We start from the raw sequence: 26,383 nt of genomic DNA, 5'->3' as shown, positions 1-26,383 counted from the left end.
CGCCCCGGCGGGCCGCACACTGGTGGGCATGTCGGATCCCGGTTTCACGCCAACCCAGCTCGCGGCGCGCGCCGCCTACCTGCTGCGGGGCAATGATCTGGGAACGATGACCAGCGCCGCTCCCCGCCTGTACCCGCACATGTGGAGCTGGGACGCGGCCTTCGTCGCGGTGGGGCTGGCGCCGCTGAGCGTCGAGCGGGCCGTTGTCGAGCTCGACACCCTGCTCTCCGCGCAGTGGCGCAACGGAATGATCCCGCACATCGTGTTCGCGAACGGTGTCGACGGCTACTTCCCCGGGCCGGACCGCTGGGCGACCGAGCTGGCCGCGGCCGCCCCATCGACACCCCGGACCTCCGGGATCACCCAACCCCCGGTGCACGCCATCGCGGTGCAGCGGATCCTCGACCACTCCCGCAGGCACGGCCGCAGCACCCGCGCGGTCGCCGAGGAGTTCCTCGATCGCCGGTGGCCCGACCTGATGCGCTGGCACCGCTGGCTCGCACACGCCCGCGACCCGAAGGGGTCGGGCCGGGTGACGCTCTACCACGGCTGGGAGTCCGGTATGGACAACTCCCCGCGCTGGGATATGCCGTACGCCAACGTGATTCCCGGGCCGGTGCCGGCCTATCGGCGCGCCGACACCATCATCGTCGAGGACCCGGCGCAGCGGCCCAGCGACGCCGAATACGACCGCTACCTGTGGCTGCTTGAGGAGATGAAGCAGGTCAGCTACGACGACACGGACCTGGCGTCGGCGATGAGCTTCGCGGTCGAGGACGTGTTCGTCAGCGCGATCTTCGCGCTCGCCTGCGACGTGCTCGCCACCATTGGCGAGGAGCATGCGGCCCCGCGCGCCGACGTCCGCGACCTGCACGAGTGGGCGGCCCGGTTCCGCGCCGGGGTCGTCGCGACCACCGACCCGCGGTCCGGCGCGGCCCGCGACCTCGACCTGCGGTCCGGACGGTGGATCGGCACCGACACGCTCGCGACGTTCGCGCCGCTGCTATGCGGCGGCCTGCCCCGCGACAGCGAACGGGCCCTGCTTCGGATCTTCGAGGGGCCCCGCTTCTGTGGGCATCCGGACCTGAAGTACGCGGTGCCCCCGTCGACGTCCCCGGTGTCCGCGGACTTCCGGGCCAGCGAGTACTGGCGCGGGCCGGTGTGGCCGGTGATGACGTGGCTGTTCTCCTGGGCGTTCGCGCGTCGCGGCTGGGCCGAGCGGTCCCGGCAGCTGCGCGCCGAGGGTCTCCGTCAGGCCAGTGACGGCAGCTTCGCCGAGTACTACGAGCCGTTCACCGGGGAGCCCCTCGGCAGCATGCAGCAGTCGTGGACGGCGGCGGCGGTCCTGGACTGGCTGGGCTGAGCGGGGACTGGCTGGGCTGAGCGGGGACTGGCTGGGCTGGGCGGGCCGCGTTCGAACAGGCGATAACGATTGTGTCGGCCGCCACATCACGGTTCGGGTATCGGTCTAGGGTCGTGCCATGACGTCGCCGCGCCGTGGTCGTATCCGACCTGCCCGTCGTATCCGACATGTCATCCGGTTCGCGCCACTGGTGGTGGCGGGGGCGCTTGCGATGGGCCTGCCCGGGGTGGCGGCCGCCGGACCCGTCAAGGGGCCGGACGTCGCGTCCTGGCAGCACCCGGGCGGCGCGGGCATCGATTGGTTCGCCGTCCGCGCGTCGGGGCATCAGTTCGCGATGGTCAAGGCCACCGAGGGCCTGAACTACGTCAACCCGTACTTCGTGCAGGACGGGATCGGGATGCGGCTCGCGGGCATGGTCCGCGGCGCCTACCACTACGCCGACGTCCGGGCGTCCCCGGAGGCGCAGGCCGCGTTCTTCGCGGCGACCGCGTTCCCGGTGGTCAGCGGCGGCCTTCCGCCGGTGCTGGACCTCGAGGACGCCAAGGGGCTGCCGCCGGCCGCGGTGATCGACTGGACCCGCCGCTACCTGAGGGCGGTCGAGTCGCTCACCGGGGACAAGCCGATCATCTACACGTACCCGCACTTCTGGCGGACCGCGATGGCGAACACCACCGAGTTCTCGAACTATCCGCTGTGGATCGCCGACTACAACGGCAAGAACCAGCCGGGACCGCTACCCGGCGGGTGGTCGCACTGGACGTTCTGGCAGTACACCGACTCCGGCCGCATTCCCGGCGTCAACGCCGCGATCGACCTGAACATCTACGGCGGCGGCCTCGGCGACATCAACCGGTTCTCGAACCCGTTCGGCTCGTAACTCAGGTGCGCTACGACCCGACCGCGCCGCCCGCGCCGCGCCACACGGCGACCACGGACGGTCGCGGCTGCGCGGCGCCGCCGTCGGGCCAGTGTGACTGAGGCCTGTCGGCGCTTGCTCCGTCGACCTCGCCAGGATGCTGCACACACAACACGACCCGCCGGCCGTCGACGATGGGGCCGCACGTTTCGCCGCCCTTCGGGACGGTGAGGAACTGCTTGGTCTCGCCGCGCCGCTCCCCCTCCAACGCGACCGCGAACAGGCCATCGTTCGACTTGAGTGCGTTGCCGTCGGTGGAGATCCACAGGTTGCCGTGCGGGTCGAACGCCAGGTTGTCCGGGCAGGAGATCGGGCTGACCTGTGTCTTGTCGAAGCCGCCGAAGTAGGTGTCGGCGGCGGCCGGGTCACCACACACCAGCAGCAGGTTCCACACGAAGTCGGTGCCCGCGTGGTCGTCCTCGATCTCGAGCACCTGGCCGTTCTTGTTGTTGCTGCGCGGGTTCGCCTCGTCCGCCTGCGCCTTCCCGTCGGTGCCGCGCTGGCTGTTGTTCGTCAGGGCGACGTACACCTTGCCGGTCTTCGGGTTGGGCTCGAAGTCCTCGGGCCGGTCCATCTTGGTTGCGCCGACCTTGTCCCCGGCGATCCGGGTGAAGACCGCCACTTCCTCGGCCGACATGTCGTCGACGAGGGACTCGCCGCGGCCGTCCTCCCCGGTGCGCAGGATCGGGATCCACTCTCCCTTGCCGGAGAACCGGCCGTCGGACGGCAGCTTCCCAGAACCGTCGACCTCGTCGGGTGAGTCACCGCTGAGCTTCGCGACGTACAGGGTGCCCGCATCGAGGATCGTCAGGTTGTGCCGCATGCTGGCCTGTCCGCCGCCGGGCACCATCTTGCGGCTGGAGACAAACTTGTACATGTAGTCGAACCGCTCGTCGTCGCCGCTGTACGCGACGACGGTGCCGTCACCGGTGACGTGGATGGTCGCCGCCTCGTGCTTGAACCGTCCTAGGGCGGTGTGCTTGATCGGCGTCGACGCCGGATCCCACGGGTTGACCTCGACGACATAGCCGAACCGGTTGGCCTCGTTGGGTTCCTGCGTGAGGTCGAAGCGGTGGTCGAGGCGTTCCCACTTGCGTTCGCTGGCGTCGCCGGACAGGCCGTACCGCTTGAGGCGCGCGGCCGCGGTGGCGTCGGTGACCTGTGCGGCGTTCGCGAAATACTGGTTGAAGTTCTCCTCGCCGGACAGCACGGTGCCCCACGGGGTGAGCCCGCCCGCGCAGTTGTTCAGGGTGCCGAGGACCTTGGTTCCGGTCGGGTCGGCGGACGTCCTGAGCAGTGCCGAGCCGGCCGCCGGACCGGTGACGTGGAATTCGGTGGTCGCGGTGATGCGGCGGTTCTGCGGGCCGAATTCCGGGGTGAGACGGCCGGACTGAAAGTCGCCGCGGACCTTGACGACCGACAGGCCGTGCGCGGCGAGCCCGATCCGGATCTGCTCGTCGGTCGGGTTCTCGGGGTCGTAGCCGTGGAACATGAACGGCTCGGTGCTGTACTCGTGATTGACGACGAGCAGGTAGGCGAGCGGCTCCCCGGGGATCGGGAGCAGGCCGGCGAAGTCGTTGTTGAAGCCGAACTGCCGCTCCTGTGCCGCGGCAGTCTGGTTCGCGAAGTCGAAGGCGGGCGCGTCCGGCAGCACCGGGTCACCCCAGCGGATGACGACGGCCTGCTCGTATCCGGCGGGGACGACGACCTCGTCGAGGGTGTTCGGCGCGACCGCGGCGAACCCCATTCCCGGCGCGGAGCTGCCGCCTTCGAGTGAGCCACCGCCCAGCGAACCGGTCTGCGCCGTCGCGTCGTTCGAGCACCCGGCGAGGACACCACCCGCCCCGACCGCAAGGACGGTGGTCGCGCCCGCCTTGAGTGCCCCGCGCCGCGACAGGACGGTGCGCACGATGTCGCCGAAATACTCGCCGCCCGAGGTGTTGGGCACGTCGTGGGAACAGGCGTCGCCGCACTTGTAGCGGCAGGTCACGTTCGACCGCGAGGACTGGCCGTCGTGAGTCACGAAAAGGGCAAGGGGCTTGAGCTTCACAGGTACTCCTGGCAGAAGGGCGACGACCCGGCGACCGTAGAAGGCGCAAGTAATGGAATGGGAACGTCCGGGTGAACGCGCACCCAACGTGGGTCCGACTGCCGGGGACCGCGGTTACAGCACCTGCGAGAGGAAGTTCTGCAGCCGTTCGGTCTGCGGATCGTCGAACAGTGCGTCGGGTGCACCCGTCTCCACCGCGACGCCGCCGTCCATGAACAGGACGGTATCGGACACCGTTCGCGCGAAACCCATTTCGTGGGTGACGACGATCATCGACATGCCGCCCGCGGCCAGGTCGCTCATCAGCGCGAGGACCCCCTTGACGAGTTCGGGGTCGAGTGCGGAGGTGGCCTCGTCGAAGAACATGATCTCCGGCCGCATCGCCAGCGCCCGCGCGATCGCGACCCGCTGCTGCTGCCCACCGGACAGGTTCGCCGGCCGCGAATCCGCCTTCGCGCGCAGCCCGACTAGGTCGAGCTGTTCGAGGGCCAGTTCGCGCGCCGCGTCCCTGGTCAGGCCCCGCAGCTTCCTGGGTCCGAGGGCGACGTTGTCGGCGACGGTGCGGTGCGGGAACAGGTTGAACTGTTGGAACACCATGCCGATCCGCTGCCGCAGCGCGTCGGGGTCGTCGCGCAGCACCGAGCGGCCGTCGAGGAGGATGTCGCCGGCGTCGGGTTCGTGGAGCCGGTTGAGCACCCGCAGCAGCGTCGACTTCCCGGACCCGGACGGGCCGATGACCGACGTGGTTGCCCCGGCGTCGACATGGACGTCCACGCCGCGCAGGATCTTGTTGCTGCCGAACGCGAGGTGCAGTCCGGTCCCGGTCAGGTTTCCGGAGCGGGTGTCGGCGGTGGGTGCGGTCAACGTCCTATCCCCTCTCCACGACGATCGCCTGGTCGAGCTCGTCGAGGGTGCCGGAGGTGTCGGCCTTCCCGGTTCGCAGCCGCTTGTCGATGTGGTTCACCAGGTGCGTGAGCGGAATCGTCAACACCAGGTAGAACAGGCCGGCCGCGACGAGCGGCGACAGGTTCCCGGTCTGCGCGTTCAGATCCCGGCCGACGGCGAACAGTTCCCGCTGGGTGGCGAGCAGGCCGAGGAAGTAGATCAGTGACGAGTCCTTGATCAGCGCGATGAACTGGTTCATCAACGCGGGCAGCACCCGGCGCACCCCCTGCGGGATCACCACCAGGGTCATCGCCCTGCGGTAGCCGAATCCGATGGCCCGCGCGGCCTCCATCTGTCCCGGTTCGACGCTCTGGATCCCGGACCGGAAGATCTCCCCGATGTAGGCGGCGGCCAGCAGCGCCAGCGCCGCGGCGCCGAGCCAGTAGGGGTTGTTCCCGGTGAGGTTCTTGACCAGGGGGCCGACCCCGAGACCGACGATCAGGATGATCACCACCGCGGGCAGGCCGCGGAAGACGTCGGTGTAGACGCGGGCAGGCCACCGCAGCCACCGGGTCCGGGAGATGCCTGCCATCGCGAGCAGCATCCCGAGGATGGTGCCGACGATGCCGGAGGTGAGGGCGAGGATCACCGTGTTCGGGAGCCCGGTCGTGAGCAGGTCGGGGATCGCCTTGCGGTACAACTCCCAGTTGAAGAACGTGTCCCGGAGCTGCGCGGCCGTCGATTTCGGGGCGGTCTGCTCGGCGGCGGGATCCTGCGCGTGTTCGGCGGCCAACGCCGCGAAGTCGGGCAGCACCGGCTCCGGTGCTGCCCGACTGCCGGGCTTCCAGCCGGGCGGCAGCTGACGCGGCACCCACTCCGAGTACAGCCGCGACCAGGTGCCGTCGGCGATGACTGCATCGAGGCCGGAGTTCAGCGCGTCGATCAGGGGCTGGTTGCCCGGCGCCACCGCCCACCCGACGAAGTTGTTGAGGCTGAAGGTGTTCTGCACGATCGAGGTGGCGTCGCCGGGTTTGATCGCGCCCTCCGCCTGCTGCGACGGGGCCACCCAGGCGTCGATCTGCCCGGACTTGAGGTTCGCGTACGCGGTGTTGTAATCCGGGAATTTCACCGGGTCCAGCTTCAGCGTGTTGACGACGTAGTCGTCCTGCACGGTGCCCTGCACCACCCCGATCCTGGTGCCCGCGTTCAGGTCCGAGAACGATCGGACCGGCCCGCCGTTCGGGGCGACCAGGGAGAAGTAGCCGAAATCGTAGCCGTTGGTGAAGCCGACGGTCCTGCGGCGGTCGTCGGTGGTGGTGATCGACGACGAGCCGACGTCGAACCGGCGGTTCGCGACCTGGGAGAGCAGACCGGCGAATTCGGTGCCCGAGAACTGGATCTGCAGGCCGAGCTTCGCGGCGATCGCCCGCAGCAGCTCGTTGTCGAAACCGGTGAAGGTGCCCGCGGAGTTGACGCAGATGCTCGGCGGCGCGTCGGAGAGGGTCCCGACGCTGATCGTTCCCGGCACGATCAGCCCAAGCGCGGCGGTGTCGATCCGGTCGAGGGGCGTCGTCGTCGCGGTGGTGTACCGGTCCTCCCCCGCCGCGGCGGCAGCGGCGTCCAGGTTCGTCGGGGCCGCCGCAGCCGCACCGACCCCGGGCGGCGAGCACAGGTCGGTGGTCGAGCCACCCGATCCCGCGCCGCACGCGGTGACGGCCCCCGCCACCAGCACCATCAGCAGCGCGAGTACCCACAGCCTGACCGATCGGGTCATGGCGTGAGCCTAATCGCATCGGCGCCGTCTCACCGGGTGGCAGCGCCCGACCCGCCCGCGCCGTCCAGCAGTTCGGCCAGGTGCAGGCTGCGGATCCCGGCGAGGTCCCGGATCTGAGTACTGCAGGAAAATCCGTCGGCCAGCACCGTCGCGCCGGGGTGGTCCCGGATCTGCTGCAGGACACCCGCTTCGGCGATGCGGACGGAAATCTCGTAGTGACCCTTCTCCATGCCGAAGTTGCCGGCCAGCCCGCAGCAGCCCGCCACGGTGACGACGTCCGCGCCCGCGGCGCGCAGGACCCGGAGGTCGGCGTCGTAGCCCATCACCGCGTGCTGATGGCAGTGCGGCTGCACGACCACCGGCAGCCCGTCCAGGCGGGGCGGGCGCCAACCGGCCCGCATCGCGGCGTCGAGCAGCTCGCCGAGGGTGCGGACCGATTCCGCCACGGCGGCGGCCCGCGGGTCGCCGGGCAGCAGTTCGGTCAGGTCCGACCGCAGCACCGCGGTGCACGACGGTTCCACCCCGACGATGGCCCGGCCCGCCGCGACGTGGCCGCCGAGCCGGTGCACGGTATCCCGCAGCCTGCGTTTCGCGGCGTCGAGCTGCCCGGTGGTGATCAGTGTCAGTCCGCAGCAGGCGCCGGGAGCGGCGATCTCGACGCCGTAGCCCGCGTCCTCAAGCAGCCGGACGGCCGCGTGTCCGGGTCCGGGACGGAAGTACTCGGTGAACGAATCCGACCACAGCACAATGGAACCAAGGGGAGCTGGGCCGTCTCGGCGAGGGTCGGCCGTCGACGCCGTGAACCGGCGGCGGGCGAGCTCGACCATCGACCGGCGGGTGTCGACGCCCGCCAGCGCCAGCATCGGCCTCGCGACCGCCCGGCGCCGGGTCGCGGCGTTGACCAGGGCCGCGACCGGTGACGCCAGTCTCGCCCAGGTCGGCAGCCGGCCCAGCGTGTAGTGGCTGATCGGCCGGACCCTGCCCCGGTAGGCGCGGTACAGGGTCTCGGACTTGTAGCTGGCCATGTCGATGCCGGTCGGGCACTCGCTGCCGCACGCCTTGCAGGACAGGCACAGGTCCAGCGAGTCGCGGACCTCGGTGGCGTTCCAGCCGCGGATCAGGCTGCCGTTCGCCATGTCCTGCAGCACCCGGGCGCGGCCGCGGGTGGAGTCCTTCTCGTCGCGGGTGGCCCGGTACGACGGGCACATGAACCCGTCGTCGGCGCGGCACTTCCCGACACCGACGCAGCGGTGCACCGCCCTCGACAGGTCACCCCCGTCGGATGTGAACCCGAACCCGCCCGTCGCGGGCAGGGGAAGTGCCGCTGGCCTGCGCAGGTTGTGGCCGAACGGTTCCGGGTCGACGATGACGCCGGGGTTGCACAGATTGTCGGGGTCGAACAGGGCCTTGAACGCGCGGAACGCCGCCAGCGCTGCCGGGGAGTACATGTCGGCGAGCAGCTCGCCGCGGGCGCGGCCATCGCCGTGCTCCCCGGACGGCGACCCGCCGTGCCCGAGGACGAGATGCGAGGCGGCCCGGATGAACGGCCGCATCTCCTCCGGACGGTCCTCGAGCGGCAGGTCGATCCGCACGTGCACGCACCCGTCCCCGAAGTGCCCGTAGACGAGCCCCTCGACGCCGTGATCGGTCATCAGGTCGTCGAACTCGCGCAGGTACCGGCCGAGCCGTTCCGGCGGGACCGCGGCATCCTCCCAGCCGGGCCACGCCTGACCGCCCGACGCGGTGCGACCGGCGAGCCCGGCGCCGTCGGCGCGGATCTTCCACAGCCGCGCGGCGTCCGGGCCCGGGGGGAGCACCGCCGCGTCGACGGCGTTGCTCGCCGCGATCAGCAGGCGTCCCGCGTCCAGCCCGTCCGCCACGGTGTCGCCCGCCATCTCGACGAACAACCAGCCGCGGCCACGCGGCAGCGCAGGGACCGCGCCGTTGCCGTGCACGCGGCGCACCACGTCCACCAGCCGGGAATCCATGCCCTCCATCGCAAGCGGCTTGAACGGCAACAGGTTCGGCACGTCGTCGGCGGCATCGGGCATGCTGTCGTAGCCGAGCACCGCCAGGGCGGGTGCCGCCGAGGCGGGGTGCAGCCGCACCGTCGCCTCCAGCGCGAGGCCGCAGGTGCCCTCGGTGCCGACCAACGCGCGGGCCAGGTGGTGCCCGCGCTCGGGCAGCAGGTGCTCGAGCGAGTATCCGGACACCTGCCGGGAGAACCGGCCCAGCTCGGTGCGCAACACCGCGAGGTTGGCCGTGGTGAACCGGTCCAGCCCGTCGACGACGGACGGGTCGTCGGCCGCGACGAACCGGCGGCCGTCACCGGTCAGCCAGTCCATCTCGACGACATTGTCGGAGGTCCGGCCGTAGGCGAGGGCGTGGGGGCCGCAGGCGTTGTTGCCCAACGTTCCACCGACCGTGCACCGGGTGTGGGTGGACGGGTCGGGCCCGAACCGGAGGCCGTGCGGGGCGGCGGCCGCCGCGAGCCGAGCCAGGACGACGCCCGGCTGCACGCGGGCGGTGCGGGCCACCGGGTCGACGTCGAGGATCCCGTTCATGTGGCGACTGAAGTCGAGCACCAGCCCAGGCCCGATCGCGTTCCCGGCGACGGAGGTGCCCGCGCCCCGGCCGGTCAGCGGGATCCGGTGGGCCGCGCAGATCTCGCGGACCGCGAGCACGTCCGCGGCGTCGCGGGGGGCGACCACCCCGCGCGGGACCACGCGGTAGTTCGAGGCGTCGGTGGAGTATTCGGCGCGACGCCGGGCGGAGAAGTCCACCTCGCCCGCGATGGCGCTGCGCAGGTCCGCTTCGAGTCGGTCGACGGGCACCGGGTCGCGCCTCACGTTGCTCGGCTTCGGGGCGCGGCGCTCACGCCAGCCCGGCGAGAGCCTGCGGAAACCGGTCGTCGCGCCAGCGCACGGCCTCCGCGACGACGCTCAGGTCGTAGCCGGGCCCGCCGGTCCCGACCGTGAACAGGGTGACGCCCGCGTCGACGAAGGCCTGGGCCTCGGCGGCACCCGGCCACGGGACGGACCGCTCGATGTGTTCGGCGTCCCGCCCGACGTCGCCCGCATGCCCGGCGAGCACCCGCGACTTGTGCCGCAGCGCGTCGAGGTCGGCGAAGCTGTGCCAGATGTCGGCGTACTCGGCGACCAGCCGCAGCGTCTTGCGTTCCCCTCCGCCCCCGATCAGGACCGGAATGTGGCGTGTCGGGGCGGGATTCAGCTTCCCTATGCGGGCCCGGATCCGGGCCAGGTACTCCCCGAGCAGCCGCAGGCGGCTGCCCGCGGTGCCGAAGTCGTAGCCGTACTCGGTGTAGTCCCGTTCGAACCAGCCGCCGCCGATGCCGAGGATCAGCCTGCCGCGGCTGATGTGGTCGACGGTGCGGGCCATGTCGGCGAGCAGGTCCGGGTTGCGGTAGCCGCCGCCCGAGACGAGCGCCCCGATCTCGACCCGCTCGGTCTGCTCGGCCCACGCGCCGAGCATCGTCCAGCATTCGAAGTGCGCGCCGTCGGGGTCGCCGGTGAGGGGATAGAAGTGGTCCCAGGTGAAGACGATGTCCACGCCGAGGTCCTCGGCCCGGAGCACCGCATCCCGGAGCAGCTGATACTCCGGGGCGTGCTGGGGTTGGAGTTGGACACCGATGCGGACGGGTCGGGGCATGGGCACTCCTGGTGGTGAGGACCGCGGCTGGACGGTGAACTCCGGGGACCTCTCACGGTAGCCCCGCGCGTCACCTGCCGCAGGGGTCGCTGCGGTCTACCGTCGATGGTGGTTCGTGTCCAACCCAGGAAGAGGTGCAGCCATGAAGGTCGTCGCGCAACCCGGGCCCCCGACCGGTGTCCGCAGGCTGCTGTTCCGAACCCCGATCCGGCTGTATCGCGCCCGCCTGGGGTGGCTGCTCGGCGGCCGATTCCTGCTGCTGCACCACCGCGGCAGGAAGAGCGGACTGCCCCGTGAGGTGGTGCTCGAGGTGGTCGAGCACTCCCCGGACGGCAGCTACGTCATCGCATCGGGATTCGGGAAGGGGTCGGACTGGTATCGCAATCTGCTCGCCGCCCCGGACACCACCATCCAGGTCGGCCGCCGCACCCTCGCGGTGCACGCGGCGACGATCGACCCGGACACCGGCGCCGACCTGATGGCGCGCTATGCGACCCGCCATCCCCGCGCGGGGCGGGCGCTGTGCCGGCTGATGGGGTTCGAGGTGGACGGCACGCCCGCTGACTTCGCCGCAGCGGGACGGCTGATCCCGTTCGTGCGGCTGGTGCCCGCCGCGCCCTGATTCCCGACAACTTTCGCACCCGTTCACGGGCGTTTCCCCCGCGGTTACCTGCGGTGCAGTTGTCCGTACAACCCGTGCCCTCACAGTCGTGGCATGACCGAACCCCGCTACCGCGCCATCGCGGACGAGCTGGAGTCCGAGATCGCCCACCTGCGTCCCGGCGCCCGGTTGGACAGCGAACACACCCTGATGCGGCGGTTCGGTGTCGGGCGGTCCGCCGCCCGCGGAGCGGTTCAGGAACTCGAACGTAGACAGCGGGTCCGCCGCGTCCAGGGGTCGGGAACCTTCGTGAGCAATCGAATCGACTACGTCATCTCCCTGGACCGGCGCCCGTCCTGGCACCGCACCGTTCGGGACGCGGGCGCGGTGCCGCGCGCGGTGGTTCTCGATCACGCGCTCGCCCCGCTCCCCCCGGACGGGGCCCGCCACCTCGAGGTGCCTGCGGGTACCCTCGCGCACCGCCTGCTCCGGCTCAGCTTCATCAACGACGCGGTCGCCGGCCTGACGTCCGAGTGGATCGCGCACCCGGCGGTGCCCGACCTGGCCGCCGGCCTGCGGGTCGAGGAGTCCCTCGACGAGGTGCTGCGGCAGATGGGGCACGTCCGGTCCGTCCGGTCCTGGTGCCGCACCGCATCCGATATCCCGCCGCCCGACGTGCAGGATCGGCTCGAACTGACCACCGCCGTTCCGGTGTGGGTGGTGGAGTCGGTCAACCGGGACGCCGACACCGGCGCGGCACTCACCTACAGCAAGGCCTGGATGCGCGGCGACGCCGTCCGGGTCGTGATGGAGATCGGCGATACCCCAGCCCCCCACCCGACGGGTGCCCCCAACACGAAAGAGGTCGAACCACTGTGATTCCCAACGAGTCGAGGCGCGAGAGGATCGCCGAACTCCTCGCGTCGGCGCCGGAGCGTGATCTCGTCGACCTGGCCGATGCCTGCCTCGCCGACGGCGCCGAGCTCGCGGTGCTCACCGCGCCGGAGGTCGGGTCGGTCGCCGCGCAGGTTAAAGAACCGATCGCGCACGACCACTTCTTCCTCGGCGACGTCCTCGCGTGCCGTGCAGAGGTCAGCCTCGACGGTGCGCGGGGATGGGCGATGCGGTTGGGCGACAACCGGACCGCCACCCTTGCCGCCGCGGTGTGCGACGCCGAGGTCCAGGCCCGGCGCCCGCAGACGCAGCGGGTTCTCGAGCTCTGCGCCCGGATCGAGGACGCCCGCCGCCAGGCCGATGCCGACGAGTGGGCACGGCTGGCCCCCACCATCGTCCAGTTTGAGGAGCTGACCTAGATGAGCGAGACCCTCACCGCCGCAACGCTGTGCGGTGGCCTGAATCCCGACCAGTCGCAGCAGGTGTACCGAGCCATGCTCGACGCCTTCGCTCGCCCTGGGCTTCCGGTGTCCCTGCCCGACACCGCGTTTCCCGCGGCGCTGTTGCCGATGCTTGCATTGGCCGACCTCGAGACGTCGGCGCACCTGCTCGGCGCCGAGGATTGGGCGGCCGTCGTCGCGGTCGCGACGGGTGCGCCGATCACCGCGCTCGGTGACGCCCGGCTCGTCACCTCGTTGCGCTGCCCGACCGAGCTAGAACTCGGGTCCGTCACGGCCGGAATGGCATTGCGACCCGAGTCGGGTGCAACAGTGGTCTGCGCGGTCGAGGCTCTCACCGGCGGCGAGGTGGTCCGGCTGACCGGACCCGGTGTCCGGCACGTTGTCGAATGCGCACCGATCGGGTTCGACACCGCCCTCTGGTCGGTTCGAGGTCGGCTCGTCTCCGGGTTCCCCGCAGGAATCGACCTGCTCCTCGTCGCACCCGACGGCGCCGCGGTGGGGATCCCGCGCACCACCGTCATCGAGATCGAAAGGGACAACTGAGATGGGTTATTCGGGAGCACGCGGCGGACTCGACGCGATCCTCGCCGCCGAGTCCCTGGTGCGTGATGCCAGGAACGACGACCCGGCGCCGTGGCTGACCACGCAGCAGATCACCGGTCGCATGCGCCTCGCGGTCGACCGGGTGATGGGCGAGGGCAGCCTGTACCACGAGGACACCGCCGCGGACGCGCTGCGCCAGGCCGAGGGGGACGTCATCGAGGCCACTCATCTGGTCCGCGCGCACCAGTCGACCCTGCCGCGGCTGGCGATCAGCGAGCCGATCGACCCCGACGAGATGGTGGTGCTGCGCCGCATCGTGCCCGCGCATCGCACCCCGGACGGCCCGCAGCTGCTCGGCAGGACCAGCGACTACACCGGACGGATACTGGACCGGGACCCGCGCCCGGAGTCGGTCGTCGATGCGGATGTGACGGCGTCCGCTGCCGAACGCACCGAGCCGCAACGCCGCCCGCGGAGGTTCTCGGAGATGCTGCGCGAGCTGGACCTGATGGTGGACAGCCGTCCCGCTGCCGATGCGGCCCCGACGGAGCCGTTCGACATCGCGCGGCATCCCGCCGGGCCGCCAGCTCCCCGGTCGGCGATTCTGGCCAGCATGGCTCGCGCCGAGACCGGATCGTTGATCGGCACCTGGTACCGCTCGATCCGCGGCCCCGAGGGCAACATCCACGAGGTCACCCTCGGCGAGGTTCGGCACGGTCGGTTGCCGCTGCGGGTGGCTCACCCGCACACCGGGAACCCGGTGCAGCTCGGCCACATTCGGGCCTCAGAGTGTGAGGCGATCGAGGACCTGAACGGCCCCGACGAGGACCGCAGCCGGTTCGACGTCGGGTACGGACTGTGCTTCGGACACAACGAACGTAAGGCCATCGCGATGGCGAATCTCGACATCGCCTGCCGACGCTTCGGCGACGCAGACGGCCTCGAGCAGGTGCTGCTGCTGACCACCGACGGCCTCGACTCCTGCGGCTTCCTCGAGCATCTCAAGCTGCCGCACTACGTGACCTTCCGGTCGATGATCGACCGGAAACGGGCCGTACGCGGCGCCGTCGACGGTGACGAGATCACCGGTCGTCACGCCGACCCCATCGGAAGGACCTGCTGATGACCATCACCGACACCCGCCGCACCGTCACCACCGCGGCGGTGCTCGACTCCCTCGACGCCGCGACCTTCCGCCGCGGCATCCTCGACGAGGGCTCCAAGCGGGAGATCCGCCGCGCGACCCTGACCGCCGTGTGCGTCCCCGGCTACCAGGTGCCGTTCGGGTCCCGGGAGATGCCCGTCGCCCGCGGCTGGGGTTCCGGCGGACTACAGGTCACCCTCGGGTTGCTCGGTGCGTCCGACACCGTCAAGGTCATCGACCAGGGTGACGACGACGGCGTCAACGCCACCAATCTGCGCCGCCTGATCGTGACCAGTGAACGCTGCGAGCAGACCCAGGACAGCCGCGACTGCACGGTCGTGCAGAGCAGGCACCGGATCCCCGAGGAGCCCCTCGTCGAGGGACAGACCCTGGTGCTGCAAGTTCCGGTTGCGGAACCGCTTCGCGGCGTGGAGAAGTCGGTTCGTGAGTGCGCCCGGATGCACGCCGAGGCCGACTACTCGATGATCTGGGTGAGCCTGTACGAGGACCTGGTCCGCAACGGTGTGATCACCAAGACCACCGGCTACCCCGTCCTGGTGAACGGTCGCTACGTCATGATCACCACCCCGATCCCGCGCTGGGACGTGCCGCGGCTGAACGACGCGCCGCACCTGTCGCTGTTTGGCGCGGGCCGGGAGAAGCGCATCTTCGCGGTCCCCCCGTACACCGATGTGCGCCCACTCACCTTCGACGACGTCCCGTTCGAGGTGGAAGGCGCTGCCGAACAGAGTTGCCACCGTTGTGGTTCCGTTGACACGTTCCTGGTCGAGGCGCCCGGCGGCCGCACCGCGTGCAGTGACATCGAATGGTGCACCCGCACCAGGGACGGTGACGTGGACGCGGCGTGGCACCGCGGGCACGCGCCGCTGCGGTTCCTCCCCGACCCGACCCGCCGGGTGCGCGGAACGGCGCCGGCAGGGAGGCGTGACCCCGCCGACCAGCAGGCCCGCCCGGTCCCGGCGTCCGATGCGGGGTGGACGCTTGCCGTCCGCGGCGTCGGCAAGGTACACGGCCCGGGCGGGGCGGACGCCGTACCGGGCACCGGCCCCGATACCGGCACCGCGATCAGCCCCCGCACCGGCGCCGTCGTCGCGGCCTGGGACGTCGGCTTCGATGTGGCACCCGGGGAGGCGCTCGGCCTGATCGGGGAATCGGGTTCCGGTAAGTCAACGGTGCTGCGCTGCCTCGTCGGGGAGGAGAACGCCACCGCCGGGTCGATGTACCTGACCACCGTCGGGGGCGGCCGGACGGACGTGTTCGGGTTGGACGCCGCCGCCCGCCGGGCGTTGCGTGTCGACACCATCGGCCTGGTGCACCAGAACCCCGCCGACGGACTCACCCTGACGGTGTCCGCCGGCGGCAACATCGCCGAGCGGCTCACCGCAGCAGGCTGGCGGAACTACCGCGAGATCCGGGACCGCGCGGCGCACCTGCTGGAGAAGGTGGAGGTGCCCCTGGATCGGATGGACGACCCCGTGCACACCTTCTCCGGCGGGATGCGCCAGCGCGTGCAGATCGCCAAGGCCCTCGCCACCGACCCCCGGGTGCTGCTGCTCGACGAGCCGACCACCGGTCTCGACGCGTCCGTTGCCGCCGGGGTGCTCGACCTGCTGCGCAGGCTTCTCGCCGAACGAGACACCGCCGCGGTGGTGGTCAGCCACGACTTCGCCGTCATCGAGACGCTGACCGATCGCTGTCTGGTGATGAACGTTGGCCGGGTGGTCGAGGCCGGCCTGACCGATCAGCTGTTCCAGGACCCGCACCACCCCTACACCCAGCGGCTCGTCGCGGCCGCACGAAGGTGAGAGCACGATGACGACTACCGTTCTGTCCGTACGCAACCTGCGCAAGACCTTCACCCTGCACACGATCGACGGGCGCACCGTGACATCCCTGCATGGGGTCGACCTCGACGTCGCGACAGGCGAACACGTCGCGCTCGCCGGGCCCAGCGGCGCTGGCAAGTCGAGTCTGCTGCGGTGCGTGCACCGCAGCTACCTGCCGGACGGCGGCACCATCACCCTCGGCACCGACGCCGGGCCGGTGGAGCTCACCTCGCTGCCGGACCGGGAGATGGCCCGGCTGCGCGGCAGGGAACTCGGCTACGTCTCCCAGTTCCTGTCCGCGCCGCCGCGGACCGGACCGCTGGAAGTGGTTGCGGCAACGGGTCGTCGACGGGGACTCGACCGGGACGAGGCCCAGGATGCGGCCGTCGACTCGCTGCGCAGGCTGGCGCTGGACGAGGCGCTGTGGGATGTCGACTGCAGCGTGCTCTCCGGTGGTGAGCGGCAGCGCGTCAACCTTGCCGCGGGCACCGTACACCCGCCCCGGTTGTTGCTCCTCGACGAACCGGTCTCCGCGCTCGACCCGGCCAATCGGGAACGGGCCCTTGAGTTGATCGCATCGCTGACCGCTCAGGGGGTGGCCGTGCTTGCGGTGTTCCACGACCTGGACGCGATGCACCGGTTGGCCACCCGGGTGATCCGTTTCAGTGACGGCCGCATCGCCCAGCAGGGCACCGCGACCGAGGTCCTTGGGGTGGCGGCATGAGCGAGACGACCACGCTGGAACAGCCAAGGGCCTGGTCCCTGCCGCACTCGCCGCGGGACTACGTTCTCGGCCACGTTCGCGCCGTCCTCCCGGACCGGGTGCTCGACGACGCCCGGATCGTGGTGCGCGACGGCCGGATCGCGGAGATCGGGGTCGGGCGCCCCGGCACCCGCGTCGACGTTGACGGCGGCGGGCTGTTCTGCCTGCCCGGCCTGGTGGACGTGCACTCCGACGGCCTCGAGCGGGAGCGCCTGCCCCGACCGGGAGCCGAGCTGCCGTGGATGTTCTCGATGATGTCGTTCGAGGGCAAGCTCCGCGCGGCGGGAGTCACGACCGTCTTTCACGGGGCGTCGTTCTCGGACCGTCAGGCCGCCAAGGACGGGCGCAGCGTGCATTCCGCGATGCAGATGTGTGGCGCGGTCGCGGACTGGAATGCGCGTGCGGTCGACGGCCAACTCGTCGACCATCGGGTGCTGCACCGGCTCGATGTCCGGTCCAGGCCGGGTCTGGTCGCCCTGCAACGGCATCTCGACGCGTTGGCTGCGGCAGGCACGATCAGCGCGGAGCGCCCCGCGGTGATCTCCCACGAGGACCACACCCCGGGGATCGGGCAGTACGCGGACCGCACCTTCTATGAGACGTATGTGGCTGGAACTTCGGGAATCTCGCAGGACGAGGCGCGTGCACGGGTGGACGCGCTGCTCATCGAACGGGAGGGCAACCTGCCGGTCCGTGAGGAGTCGATGGACTGGCTCGCGCGGCAGTCCGGCACCGGGCGGGTCCGGATCTTCGGCCATGACCCGGAGTCGGCAGTGGAGATCGCGGATCTGGCGCGCCGCGGCGGCGACGTCGCCGAGTTCCCGACCACCGTCGAGGCGGCGCGGGAGGCGCGGTCGCGGGGCATGTCGGTGGTGATGGGCGGGCCGAACATCCTGCGCGGCAGGTCGCATTCCGGGAATGTGTCCGGGCGGGAACTCGCCGAACGGGGGCTGGTCACGGCGTTGGCGTCGGACTACCTACCGTCGTCGCTGCTCGGCGCTGTCTTCACGCTCGCCGGGGCGCAGGTGATGTCGCTGCCCGACGCCGCGGCGCTGGTCACCAGCGGGCCTGCCACGGCGGTCGGCCTGGCCGACCGCGGTGCCCTCGAACCCGGACACCGCGCGGACCTAGTGCTCGTCGGCCTCGAGCACACCTGTCCGGTCGTGCGGGCAGTGTTGCGCGCACACTGAGCACCCGCCACCCGACCGGGTGAAGGGCACCTTTGCCCCGGTAGACCGGGCGAATGTGCCCTTCACCCGGCAGTGCGACCACCCGGCAGTGCGACCACCCGGCAGTGCGACCACCCGGCAGTGCGACGAGCCGGCAGGTGAACAAGCCGTCTTCCCCGCCCTTGCCCGTTTCGCCGGGGTTCATCTGAGGTTGGAGCCGCGGTCACGGCCGTCGCGGACGCTCTACCCGAGTCAGCACGCGACCGTACGACAGCCCGCCAGCGCGGGAACAGAAGGAGACGACTTCCCATGGGTAGCAACATGCGCCGTTCACTCGGTGTCGCCGCGGCCGCCGCGGTCGCCGTCCTCGGTCTTGCCGGATGCGGATCGAGTGCCAGCGCCGACGACGCTGCGGCCGCCGCGGGTGACCCGCAGACGCTGGTGCTCGCCGCCATCCCCTCCGAGGACTCCGAGAGCCTGCAGCAGCAGTACCGGTTGGTCGCCGAGGTCATCGAGCAGGAGACCGGGCACGCCGTCGAGTTCCAGAACGCCACCGACTACGCCGCGGTCATCGAGGGCCAGCGGGCGGGCAAGGTACAGATCGCCGGCTACGGCCCCTTCTCCTACATCACCGCACGGGACAGCGGGGTCGAGACCATCCCCGTCGCCGCCCCCGTCGACGCGGCCGATGCCGAACCCGGCTACACGTCCTACGCGATCACCAAGGCCGGATCGGACATCACCTCCCTCGCCGACTTCCGCGGCAAGACCGTCTGCTTCGTCGACCCCTCCTCGACGTCCGGATACCTCTACCCGTCCGCCGGGCTGAAGGAGGCGGGCATCGACCCGGAGAAGGACATCACGCCGGTCTTCGCGGGCGGCCACGACGCATCGGTGCTCGCCGTCAACAGCGGTCAGTGCGACGCCGGATTCGCATACGACACCATCGTCGACCGGACACTCATCGAGAAGGACCAGATCGAGCCCGGCGACGTCACCGTCGTGTGGAAGTCGGAGACCATCGCCGCCAGCCCCATCGCAATCAGCGCCACCCTTTCGCCGGAGCTGCAGGCAAAGCTGACCACCATCTTTCGTGAGCAGCTGACCCGCCCGGCGCTGGTGCAGGCCGGATTGTGCGCCGACGAGGCGTCCTGCGCGCTGCCCGAGGACGCCGAGTACGGCTATGTGGCGGTGGAGGACTCGCTCTACGACGGGGTCCGCAAGGTCTGCGACATCACCCGCGCCGCGGCCTGCAACAACTGACGAGCAGGCACCCCCACCCCACCCATCCAGGGAGATCACCATGCCCGACCCCGCCCATTCCACCCTCGGCGCGACCATCGACCGCATCCTCACCCCGACGATCACCCTCGACCGGGTGACCAAGGAGTTCGGGCCAGCGGTACGAGCCCTCGACGACGTGTCCCTCCAGGTGTACCCGGGTGAGGTGGTGGCGCTGCTCGGACTGTCCGGGTCGGGCAAGTCCACCCTGCTGCGGATGCTCGACGGGCTCAACCTGCCGACCTCGGGCACCGTTACGGTGCTCGGACGGGACGTGGAGACGGCGCGGGGCGCGCGACTGCGGGCGCTGCGCCGTCAGGTCGGGTTCGTGTTCCAGCAGTTTCACCTGATCGGCAGCATGTCGGTGCTGGAGAACGTGTGCACCGGCGCACTCGGCACGCTGCGCGGTCCCCGCGCTGGCCTGTTCATGTACCCGAGGTCGGTGCGCCGGGCCGCGATGGAGCAGTTGGATCGGGTCGGTTTGGCGGACCGTCCCTTTCAGCGGGCCGACACGCTCTCCGGCGGGCAGCAGCAGCGGGTCGCGGTGGCGCGGGCACTGGTGCAGCGGCCCCGGATCCTGCTCGCCGACGAGCCGGTCGCCTCACTGGACCCGGAGTCGGCGGCGCAGGTGATGGCGCTGATCTCCCGGGTCGCCGCCGAGGACAACCTCACCGTCGTGTGCAGCCTGCACCAGGTGGAGCTGGCGCTGTCCTGGGGGCACCGCGTGGTGGGGTTGCGGTCCGGGAGGGTGGTGCTCGACAAGCCGGTGTCGACGATCGGCAGGGACGAGACCATGTCGATCTACGCGTCCGTTGCCTCGGCCGACGCCGCACCGCAGCTGGTCTGACCGCCGTGGCCGTCCTGACCTCCCCCACTCCCCGGCACGCCGGCGATCGTCGGCTGCGACGGACCCTGAACCGGCCGTCCCCGACGGCAATCGGGGTGGCCCTCGTGCTGGCCGGATGGCTGGGAGCCTCACTGTGGTCGATCGCGTCGCTGCGGATCAACCTCGCCACCTTTGCCGACAGTATCGGCAACGCAGTCGATTTCGTGTCCAGAACGCTGCCGCTGGACTTTCCACCCTTCGCTGATCTGATGCGGATGACGGGGCAGACCCTGGCGATCGTCACCTGCGCCACGGTGCTCAGCGTCGTGCTGAGCGCGCCGGTGTCCCTCGCCGCCGCCCGCAACACCAGCCGGTCCCCCGCCCTGCGCTGGGCCGCCCGCGCGGTCATCGTGATCACCCGCGCCATCCCCGAGATCGTGCTCGCCATCCTGTTCCTGCGGCTGTTCGGGCTCGGCCCGGTCGCCGGTATTCTCGCGTTGGGGATCCACTCGGTCGGGATGGTCGGCAAGCTGTACGCCGATGCGATCGAGGACACCGACGCTGGCCCCAGGGACGCGCTGCGCGCGGCGGGAGCCAGCTGGTCCCAACAGGTCACCGGCGCCGTGGTCCCGCAGGCGATGCCCGCGTTCGTCGCAACGGCGTTGCACCGCTTCGACATCAACCTGCGGGCCTCGGTGATCCTCGGCTATGTCGGTGTTGGCGGCATCGGCATGGAACTGTCGCTGGCCATGAAAACCCTCGACTACCAACGAGGTATGGCGCTTGCGCTCTTCGTGATGGCGCTGTGCATCATCGTCGAGATGATCTCCGGCGCCGCGCGGAGGTCGCTGCTCGGCCCGGCGACCCCGGTCCGCGCGGGGTTGCGGGTCAGGATCGCGGCGCGGGTCACCGGCGCGGGCGGTGGCTGGGTGGATGCCCGACCCGGATCGGTGTCCGGGCAGGCGCTGCGGACCCCGACCGGGGGCTACCGAATCAGCCCGCCGTGGACCGCGGAGCGGATCCGCCGCACCGCGTACCTCGTTGTCACCGCGACCGTGCTGGTTGCCGCAACGGTCGGTGCGGGCATCGACCTCTCCCGGATGTCGGAGGGCTTCTCCTCGCTGTGGTCGATCCTCGGCCTGTTCGTGCCCCCGTCTACCGGCGGAATCGGTGACGAGTTGCTCGCGCAGCTTCTCGTCACCGTCCAGATCGCGTTCGCCGCAACGTTTCTCGGTTTGGTACTCGCGCTGCCGATCGGGGTGCTCGCGGCCCGGAATGTGGCCCCCACCCCCGGTGTTGCGCGATTCTTCCGAATCGTCATCGTGCTGGTGCGGGGCATCCCGGACCTGATCTTCGCGATCATCTTCATCGTCATCACCGGCCTCGGCGCCACCGCAGGCGCTCTCGCGCTGTCCGTTGGCGCGGTCGGCCTGCTCGGCAAGCTGATCGCGGATTCGCTCGAGGAATCCGACGTGCGGGTGCAGCAGGCGGTGTCCGCCGGCGGTGCGACCCGGATCCAGGTGTTCGGGGCCGCCACCCTGCGGCAGTGTGCACCGCCCCTGGTGACGCACCTGTTCTACCAACTCGACGTGAACATCCGCGCCGCAACCCTGCTCGGCGTCGTCGGCGCGGGAGGCATCGGGTTCTACCTGATGAACGCCGCCCGGGTGATGCAGTTCGACGTCGTCACCATGATCGTCCTGATGGTCTTCGCCGTGGTGATGGTCGTCGAGGGCATCGCGATGTGGATGCGGCGCGCCCTATCCTGACCGAACCCCGACCCGGAGAGTTTCGATGATCCACACGGAAATGCTTCCCGCGGAAGCGAACCCGGCGCTCCGTTCCGCCGCCGCAGCAGCGGTTCGCGCCTATCATGACGCGGTCGCCAGCTATCCGCCTGCCACGCTCGCCGCCGTCGCGATGGACGGCGCCGACGGCACCCCCACCATGTTCGTCGACGTCCTCGTCGAGGACGCGATCATCGCCGCGGCGACCGCGGCGGGCGTCAACGTGCTCTCCGAGGAGCGTGGCTGGGTGGACGTCGGATCGGCCGTCTCCCTCGTCGTCGATCCCGTCGACGGCTCCGCGAACGCGGCGGCGGGGGTCCCGCTGTCCTGCTTCAGCGCGGCCGTGGTCGTCGACGGCGAGTTCACCGAAGCGCTCACCGTGTGGCTGCACACCGGCCAGCAGTGGTGGGCGGCGCGGAACCGGTCCGAGTTCACCACCAGCGGTTGCCGGGATCTGCGCGGCGCCGCGGTGTCGGTGCTGCGGCCGCACGCGCGCAACTGGCAGGCCTGGACGCGGGTCGCGGATGCCGCGAAGCGGATCCGGATTCTGAGCTGCAGCACCATCGACGCGGCGTTCGTCGCAACCGGTGCGGTGGACGCGTTCGTCGACGCGGGCAGCGACACGCACCGCCTGATGGACATCGCCGCCGCGACCGTCCTCGTCGGCGCCTCCGGCGGCGCGGTCCTCGACGCGTTCGACAGGCCGATCGAGTTCGACACTGACCTCACGCGCCGCTGGAGCGGCATCGTCGCCGCGACCCCGGAGCTGGCCGGGGAGTTGCGGGAGGTGATCCGCGGCTGACCCCGGGCGGCGCCGCCGCGCCGCCGTTTTCGGTCAGCGCCCCGAGTCGAGCTGCTGCGACGGAACGTCGGCGGCGGCGGTGCCCTTCCACAGGTCCGCGAAGTGGTGCCGGTTGTGCGGCCCGAGCACGTGCAGCATCACAAAGCGCGGCACCGGACCGACCAGGTGGACGAGGTGGTCGCTGCCCACCGCGTCCAACCCGTCGAGGATCCACACCCCCTCCCGGCCCAGTTGCCGGATCGACTTGGGCTTGATGTTGCATTCGTCGTCCCACGCGCGCCACTCGCCGTCGGTGATGCTGGCCGACACGACCGGCATCATTTGGCGTTCCTCGCGGTCCAGGTGCGGGAGCAGCACCGCCGACAGCCGGGTGAGGGCCGCCTCCAGGACGTCCTGCGCCCCCGGGACACCGTCGCGGAGGTCGTGCGCGGCCGCGTCCACGTCGTCGATCGCCGGATCGATGAGGGCGTGATCGCGCTGCATCTGGGCGACCAGGTCCGCCGACTCGGGGTTGTGCTCGACGACCCTCGGGTAGAGGACGGTGTCCTCCCCCTCGTGGTGGTGTCGCAGGAACTCCATCATCCACAGCGCGTGATCGGCCAACTCGACGCGGCGATCGTCGTCCGGAGGTCCGGAACCGAGAACAATCTGCAGGCGGAGCAGGTCCCGCCGAAGGGCGGAGTGGACGATCCCCATTACCCGGGTGTCCGCGGGGGCGTCGAGGTCCGGTTTCATGGTCGTTGCCTCCTGTGCTGCGGCCCGCGCCCGCGGGCCGATCCGGCCATGTCCATTGTCCGTCGCGGAACGTCCCGCGTGAACCCCGCGCACGGGACCGACTGCGCCGCGGCGCTGCCCTGCGATACTGTCCGGCGCAGCACCACGACCATGGATCGTCCGGCGCGTACGCCGCCGGTGAAGGGAACGACGCACCCGATGGCGACAGTCACCTACGACTCGACCACCTGCCTGTTCCCCGGCTCCGACACTCCGGCCGTGGACCGCCTGCAACTCGACATCGCGGACGGCGAGTTCCTCGTCCTGGTCGGGCCGTCTGGCTGCGGCAAGTCCACCTCGCTGCGGATGCTCGCCGGCCTCGAGGACGTGCACTCCGGGCGGATCCTGATCGGCGACCGGGACGTCACCGGCGCGGAACCGAAGGACCGGGACATCGCGATGGTGTTCCAGAACTACGCCCTGTACCCGCACATGTCGGTCGCGGAGAACATGGGCTTCGCGCTCAAGCTGGCGAAGACCCCGAAGGACGAGATCGCGCGCCGCGTCAAGGAGGCGGCGACGATGCTCGACCTCGAGCCGTACCTGGACCGCAAGCCGAAGGCCCTCTCCGGTGGCCAGCGGCAGCGGGTCGCGATGGGTCGGGCGATCGTCCGGCAACCGCAGGTGTTCCTGATGGACGAGCCGCTGTCCAACCTCGACGCGAAGCTCCGGGTGCAGACCCGCACCCAGATCGCGCAGCTGCAGCGTCGTCTCGGCACCACCACCGTCTACGTCACCCACGACCAGGTGGAGGCGATGACGATGGGCGATCGGGTCGCGGTCCTCAAGGACGGGGTGCTGCAGCAGTGCGCCTCGCCGCGGGAGCTGTACTCCCGGCCGGCGAACGTCTTCGTCGCCGGGTTCATGGGGTCGCCGTCGATGAACCTGTTCACCCTGCCCGTCGCCGACGGCGGCGTCCGGTTCGGGGAGATCGTGGTGCCGGTGCCCCGCGACACCCTCGGTCGGGCCCGCGCGGCCGAGGTGATCCTCGGGGTGCGGCCCGAACACCTGGAGCCGACCGACGGCGGCACCGACACCGGCGTCGAGATGGAGGTCGACGTGGTCGAGGAACTCGGGTCCGACGCCTACGTCTACGGTCGCGCGGCCGGGGCGGGGGCGAGCCAGACCATCGTCGCCCGCGCGGACTGGCGGCGGCCGCCGCGGCCGGGCGCCCGGGTGCGGTTGCATCTCGACCCGGCCGAGATCCACCTGTTCTCCGTCGCCGACGGCCGACGGCTCGGGTGACCGCACCGATCCAGTGCGGGGGTAATCGCCGAAATCGCCCGCGTGTCGTGCCACAGTAGGCGACGACACACGCCCCGGCCCGAGGCCGGAGACACGTCCCTTTCGAAAGGTGGACCATGCGTTCTTTCAACACGCGGTCGCGGATCGCGGTGGCGGCATCGGCCGCCCTGCTGCTCGCGCTCGCCGGCTGTTCCAGTGACAACGGGTCGAGCGGCGGCGGCAGCGTCGACGAGGCCGTCGGCCAGAACCTCGACGGCCGCGGCGCGATCACGTTCGCGATGGGCAAGAACGACGTCGACAAGCTGCAGCCGGTGATCGAGAAGTGGAACGCCGCGCACCCCGACGAGCAGGTCACCCTCAAGGAACTCGCGGGTGAGGCCGACGACCAGCGCAACCAGCTGGTGCAGTCCCTGCAGGCGGGCAACGCCGACTACGACGTGATGGCACTCGACGTCACCTGGACCGCGGAGTTCGCCGCGAACGGCTGGCTGCAGCCGCTGGAGGGCGAGCTGGCAATCGACACGGCGGCGCTGCTGCCCGCGACCGTCGACAGCGCCACCTACCGCGGCACCCTGTTCGCCGCGCCGCAGAACACCAACGCCCAGCTGCTGTACTACCGCACCGACCTGGTGCCCGCCGCCCCCGCGGACTGGAAGGCGCTCACCGACAGCTGCGCCGTCGCGACGGAGAAGTCCGTCGACTGCCTGGTCACCCAGCTCAAGCAGTACGAGGGCCTGACCGTCAACAGCACCCAGTTCATCAACTCGTGGGGCGGCTCGGTCGTCGCCGACGACGGCAAGACCCCCGAGGTCGAGTCGTCGGAGTCGAAGGCCGGTCTGCAGGCGATGGTCGACGCGTACACCGCAGGGCAGATCGCGAAGCGGTCCACCTCGTTCACCGAGGAGGAGACCAACCTCGCGTTCGTCGGCGGCGAGTCGCTGTACGCATACAACTGGCCGTACATGTACACCAACGCGGAGAAGGACGGGTCCGCGGTGCAGGGCAAGGTTGCCGTCGCCCCGATCGTCGGCCCGGCAGGCGCCGGTGCCTCCACCCTCGGCGGCTACAACGACGGCATCAACGTCTTCTCGAAGAGCAAGGCCACCGCGCGGGACTTCGTCGCGTTCATCCAGAACCCGGAGAACCAGATGTCGTTCGCTGACGCCTCGTTCCCGCCGGTCCTGGCCTCGGTGTACGACGATCCGGCGCTGATCGCGAAGTACCCGTACCTGCCCGCGCTGAAGGCGGCGCTGGAGAACGCGCAGCCGCGCCCGGTGACGCCGTACTACAGCCAGATTTCGAAGGCGATCCAGGACAACGCGACCGCCGCGCTGACCGGCAAGGTGACGGTCGACCAGGCCGCGGCGGACATGTCCGCCGCGATCGTCAACGCCGCGAAGTAGGCCCCGGGCGGCCTGCCGGTTCGGCAGATTCACGCGAGACGAGGAAATCAGGTAGTTCACGATGGCTGACTCTGCCGAGCCGCGCCCCAACGGCGGGGGAGGGGGGGGAGGGGGGGGGGAGGGGCGGTGGGGGGGGGAGGAAAGCGCAACGGTCACCCAAAAACAGACGCAACGAAAGGGAACGAC

At 70.7% G+C, this 26,383-nt stretch carries 22 protein-coding genes; 16 read left to right on the top strand and 6 right to left on the bottom strand.

Annotation, left to right across the window (positions count from 1 at the left end; genetic code table 11):
• Window positions 1–28 precede the first annotated feature (28 nt).
• Complete coding sequence (locus ACFWQG_RS16110; protein ID WP_378508636.1) at window positions 29–1,363, top strand: glycogen debranching protein; 1,335 nt, start codon at window positions 29–31, stop codon at window positions 1,361–1,363.
• Between the two features lie 118 nt (window positions 1,364–1,481).
• On the top strand, window positions 1,482–2,240 hold the full coding sequence (locus tag ACFWQG_RS16105) for a glycoside hydrolase family 25 protein (RefSeq protein ID WP_378508635.1): 759 nt from the start codon (window positions 1,482–1,484) through the stop codon (window positions 2,238–2,240).
• Between the two features lie 10 nt (window positions 2,241–2,250).
• Here ACFWQG_RS16105 and ACFWQG_RS16100 read toward each other — a convergent pair whose 3' ends face one another.
• The 5 genes from ACFWQG_RS16100 to ACFWQG_RS16080 all read right to left on the bottom strand — a co-directional run bounded on the left by ACFWQG_RS16100 (window position 2,251) and on the right by ACFWQG_RS16080 (window position 10,657).
• Window positions 2,251–4,329 carry a PhoX family protein gene (locus ACFWQG_RS16100; RefSeq protein ID WP_378508634.1) on the bottom strand — a complete coding sequence of 693 codons (2,079 nt, stop codon included), beginning with the start codon at window positions 4,327–4,329 and terminating at the stop codon, window positions 2,251–2,253.
• 114 nt (window positions 4,330–4,443) lie between these two features.
• Entirely contained in the window at window positions 4,444–5,193 is a 750-nt protein-coding gene (locus ACFWQG_RS16095; RefSeq protein WP_378508633.1) for an amino acid ABC transporter ATP-binding protein, read from the bottom strand.
• Between the two features lie 4 nt (window positions 5,194–5,197).
• Window positions 5,198–6,988, bottom strand: a complete 1,791-nt coding sequence (locus ACFWQG_RS16090; protein WP_378508632.1) for an ABC transporter substrate-binding protein/permease — start codon at window positions 6,986–6,988, stop codon at window positions 5,198–5,200.
• A 29-nt stretch (window positions 6,989–7,017) separates the two neighbouring features.
• On the bottom strand, window positions 7,018–9,822 hold the full coding sequence (locus ACFWQG_RS16085; protein WP_378508631.1) for an FAD-binding and (Fe-S)-binding domain-containing protein: 2,805 nt from the start codon (window positions 9,820–9,822) through the stop codon (window positions 7,018–7,020).
• A gap of 40 nt (window positions 9,823–9,862) precedes the next feature.
• Window positions 9,863–10,657, bottom strand: coding sequence for an LLM class F420-dependent oxidoreductase (locus ACFWQG_RS16080; RefSeq protein WP_378508630.1), 795 nt, complete (start codon window positions 10,655–10,657; stop codon window positions 9,863–9,865).
• Between the two features lie 142 nt (window positions 10,658–10,799).
• Between ACFWQG_RS16080 and ACFWQG_RS16075 the strand changes: the two genes are divergently transcribed.
• The 12 genes from ACFWQG_RS16075 (at window position 10,800) to ACFWQG_RS16020 (ending at window position 22,775) form a co-directional block, all read left to right on the top strand.
• Window positions 10,800–11,279 carry a nitroreductase family deazaflavin-dependent oxidoreductase gene (locus ACFWQG_RS16075; RefSeq protein WP_378508629.1) on the top strand — a complete coding sequence of 160 codons (480 nt, stop codon included), beginning with the start codon at window positions 10,800–10,802 and terminating at the stop codon, window positions 11,277–11,279.
• A 93-nt stretch (window positions 11,280–11,372) separates the two neighbouring features.
• A complete protein-coding gene (locus ACFWQG_RS16070) occupies window positions 11,373–12,137 on the top strand; it encodes a GntR family transcriptional regulator (protein WP_378508628.1) in 765 nt (254 codons plus the stop codon).
• Window positions 12,134–12,571: a phosphonate C-P lyase system protein PhnG gene (locus ACFWQG_RS16065; protein ID WP_378508627.1), complete on the top strand. Its 438-nt coding sequence runs from the start codon at window positions 12,134–12,136 to the stop codon at window positions 12,569–12,571. The genes ACFWQG_RS16070 and ACFWQG_RS16065 overlap by 4 nt, the downstream gene beginning before the upstream one ends.
• Window positions 12,572–13,156, top strand: coding sequence for a phosphonate C-P lyase system protein PhnH (gene phnH / locus ACFWQG_RS16060; RefSeq protein ID WP_378508626.1), 585 nt, complete (start codon window positions 12,572–12,574; stop codon window positions 13,154–13,156).
• 1 nt (window position 13,157) lies between these two features.
• Entirely contained in the window at window positions 13,158–14,279 is a 1,122-nt protein-coding gene (locus ACFWQG_RS16055) for a carbon-phosphorus lyase complex subunit PhnI (RefSeq protein WP_378508625.1), read from the top strand.
• Complete coding sequence (locus ACFWQG_RS16050) at window positions 14,279–16,126, top strand: alpha-D-ribose 1-methylphosphonate 5-phosphate C-P-lyase PhnJ (protein ID WP_378508624.1); 1,848 nt, start codon at window positions 14,279–14,281, stop codon at window positions 16,124–16,126. Before ACFWQG_RS16055 ends, ACFWQG_RS16050 begins: the two co-directional genes overlap by 1 nt.
• A 7-nt stretch (window positions 16,127–16,133) precedes the next feature.
• A complete protein-coding gene (locus ACFWQG_RS16045) occupies window positions 16,134–16,871 on the top strand; it encodes a phosphonate C-P lyase system protein PhnL (protein WP_378508623.1) in 738 nt (245 codons plus the stop codon).
• A complete protein-coding gene (locus ACFWQG_RS16040; protein ID WP_378508622.1) occupies window positions 16,868–18,100 on the top strand; it encodes an alpha-D-ribose 1-methylphosphonate 5-triphosphate diphosphatase in 1,233 nt (410 codons plus the stop codon). Before ACFWQG_RS16045 ends, ACFWQG_RS16040 begins: the two co-directional genes overlap by 4 nt.
• Window positions 18,101–18,388: 288 nt before the next feature.
• Window positions 18,389–19,342, top strand: a complete 954-nt coding sequence (locus tag ACFWQG_RS16035) for a phosphate/phosphite/phosphonate ABC transporter substrate-binding protein (RefSeq protein ID WP_378508621.1) — start codon at window positions 18,389–18,391, stop codon at window positions 19,340–19,342.
• Between the two features lie 40 nt (window positions 19,343–19,382).
• Window positions 19,383–20,207 carry a phosphonate ABC transporter ATP-binding protein gene (gene phnC / locus ACFWQG_RS16030; RefSeq protein ID WP_378508620.1) on the top strand — a complete coding sequence of 275 codons (825 nt, stop codon included), beginning with the start codon at window positions 19,383–19,385 and terminating at the stop codon, window positions 20,205–20,207.
• A 14-nt stretch (window positions 20,208–20,221) separates the two neighbouring features.
• Window positions 20,222–21,955 carry a phosphonate ABC transporter, permease protein PhnE gene (gene phnE, locus ACFWQG_RS16025; RefSeq protein ID WP_378508723.1) on the top strand — a complete coding sequence of 578 codons (1,734 nt, stop codon included), beginning with the start codon at window positions 20,222–20,224 and terminating at the stop codon, window positions 21,953–21,955.
• Window positions 21,956–21,980: 25 nt separating this feature from the next.
• The gene (locus ACFWQG_RS16020) at window positions 21,981–22,775 is read left to right on the top strand and encodes an inositol monophosphatase family protein (RefSeq protein ID WP_378508619.1); all 795 of its coding nucleotides are present in this window, start codon (window positions 21,981–21,983) and stop codon (window positions 22,773–22,775) included.
• A gap of 33 nt (window positions 22,776–22,808) precedes the next feature.
• Here the strand turns inward: ACFWQG_RS16020 and ACFWQG_RS16015 are convergent, their stop codons facing one another.
• The gene (locus tag ACFWQG_RS16015) at window positions 22,809–23,510 is read right to left on the bottom strand and encodes a hemerythrin domain-containing protein (protein ID WP_378508618.1); all 702 of its coding nucleotides are present in this window, start codon (window positions 23,508–23,510) and stop codon (window positions 22,809–22,811) included.
• A 198-nt stretch (window positions 23,511–23,708) separates the two neighbouring features.
• Between ACFWQG_RS16015 and ACFWQG_RS16010 the strand changes: the two genes are divergently transcribed.
• The gene (locus ACFWQG_RS16010) at window positions 23,709–24,794 is read left to right on the top strand and encodes an ABC transporter ATP-binding protein (RefSeq protein WP_378508617.1); all 1,086 of its coding nucleotides are present in this window, start codon (window positions 23,709–23,711) and stop codon (window positions 24,792–24,794) included.
• Between the two features lie 116 nt (window positions 24,795–24,910).
• Entirely contained in the window at window positions 24,911–26,197 is a 1,287-nt protein-coding gene (locus tag ACFWQG_RS16005) for an ABC transporter substrate-binding protein (RefSeq protein WP_378508616.1), read from the top strand.
• Window positions 26,198–26,383: the final 186 nt, after the last annotated feature.

Source organism: Rhodococcus sp. NPDC058532, assembly GCF_042719255.1.
Taxonomy (GTDB): domain Bacteria; phylum Actinomycetota; class Actinomycetes; order Mycobacteriales; family Mycobacteriaceae; genus Rhodococcus_G.
Note: the sequence above shows the minus strand (reverse complement) of the source record. Positions and strands in the feature narration are given on the sequence as shown.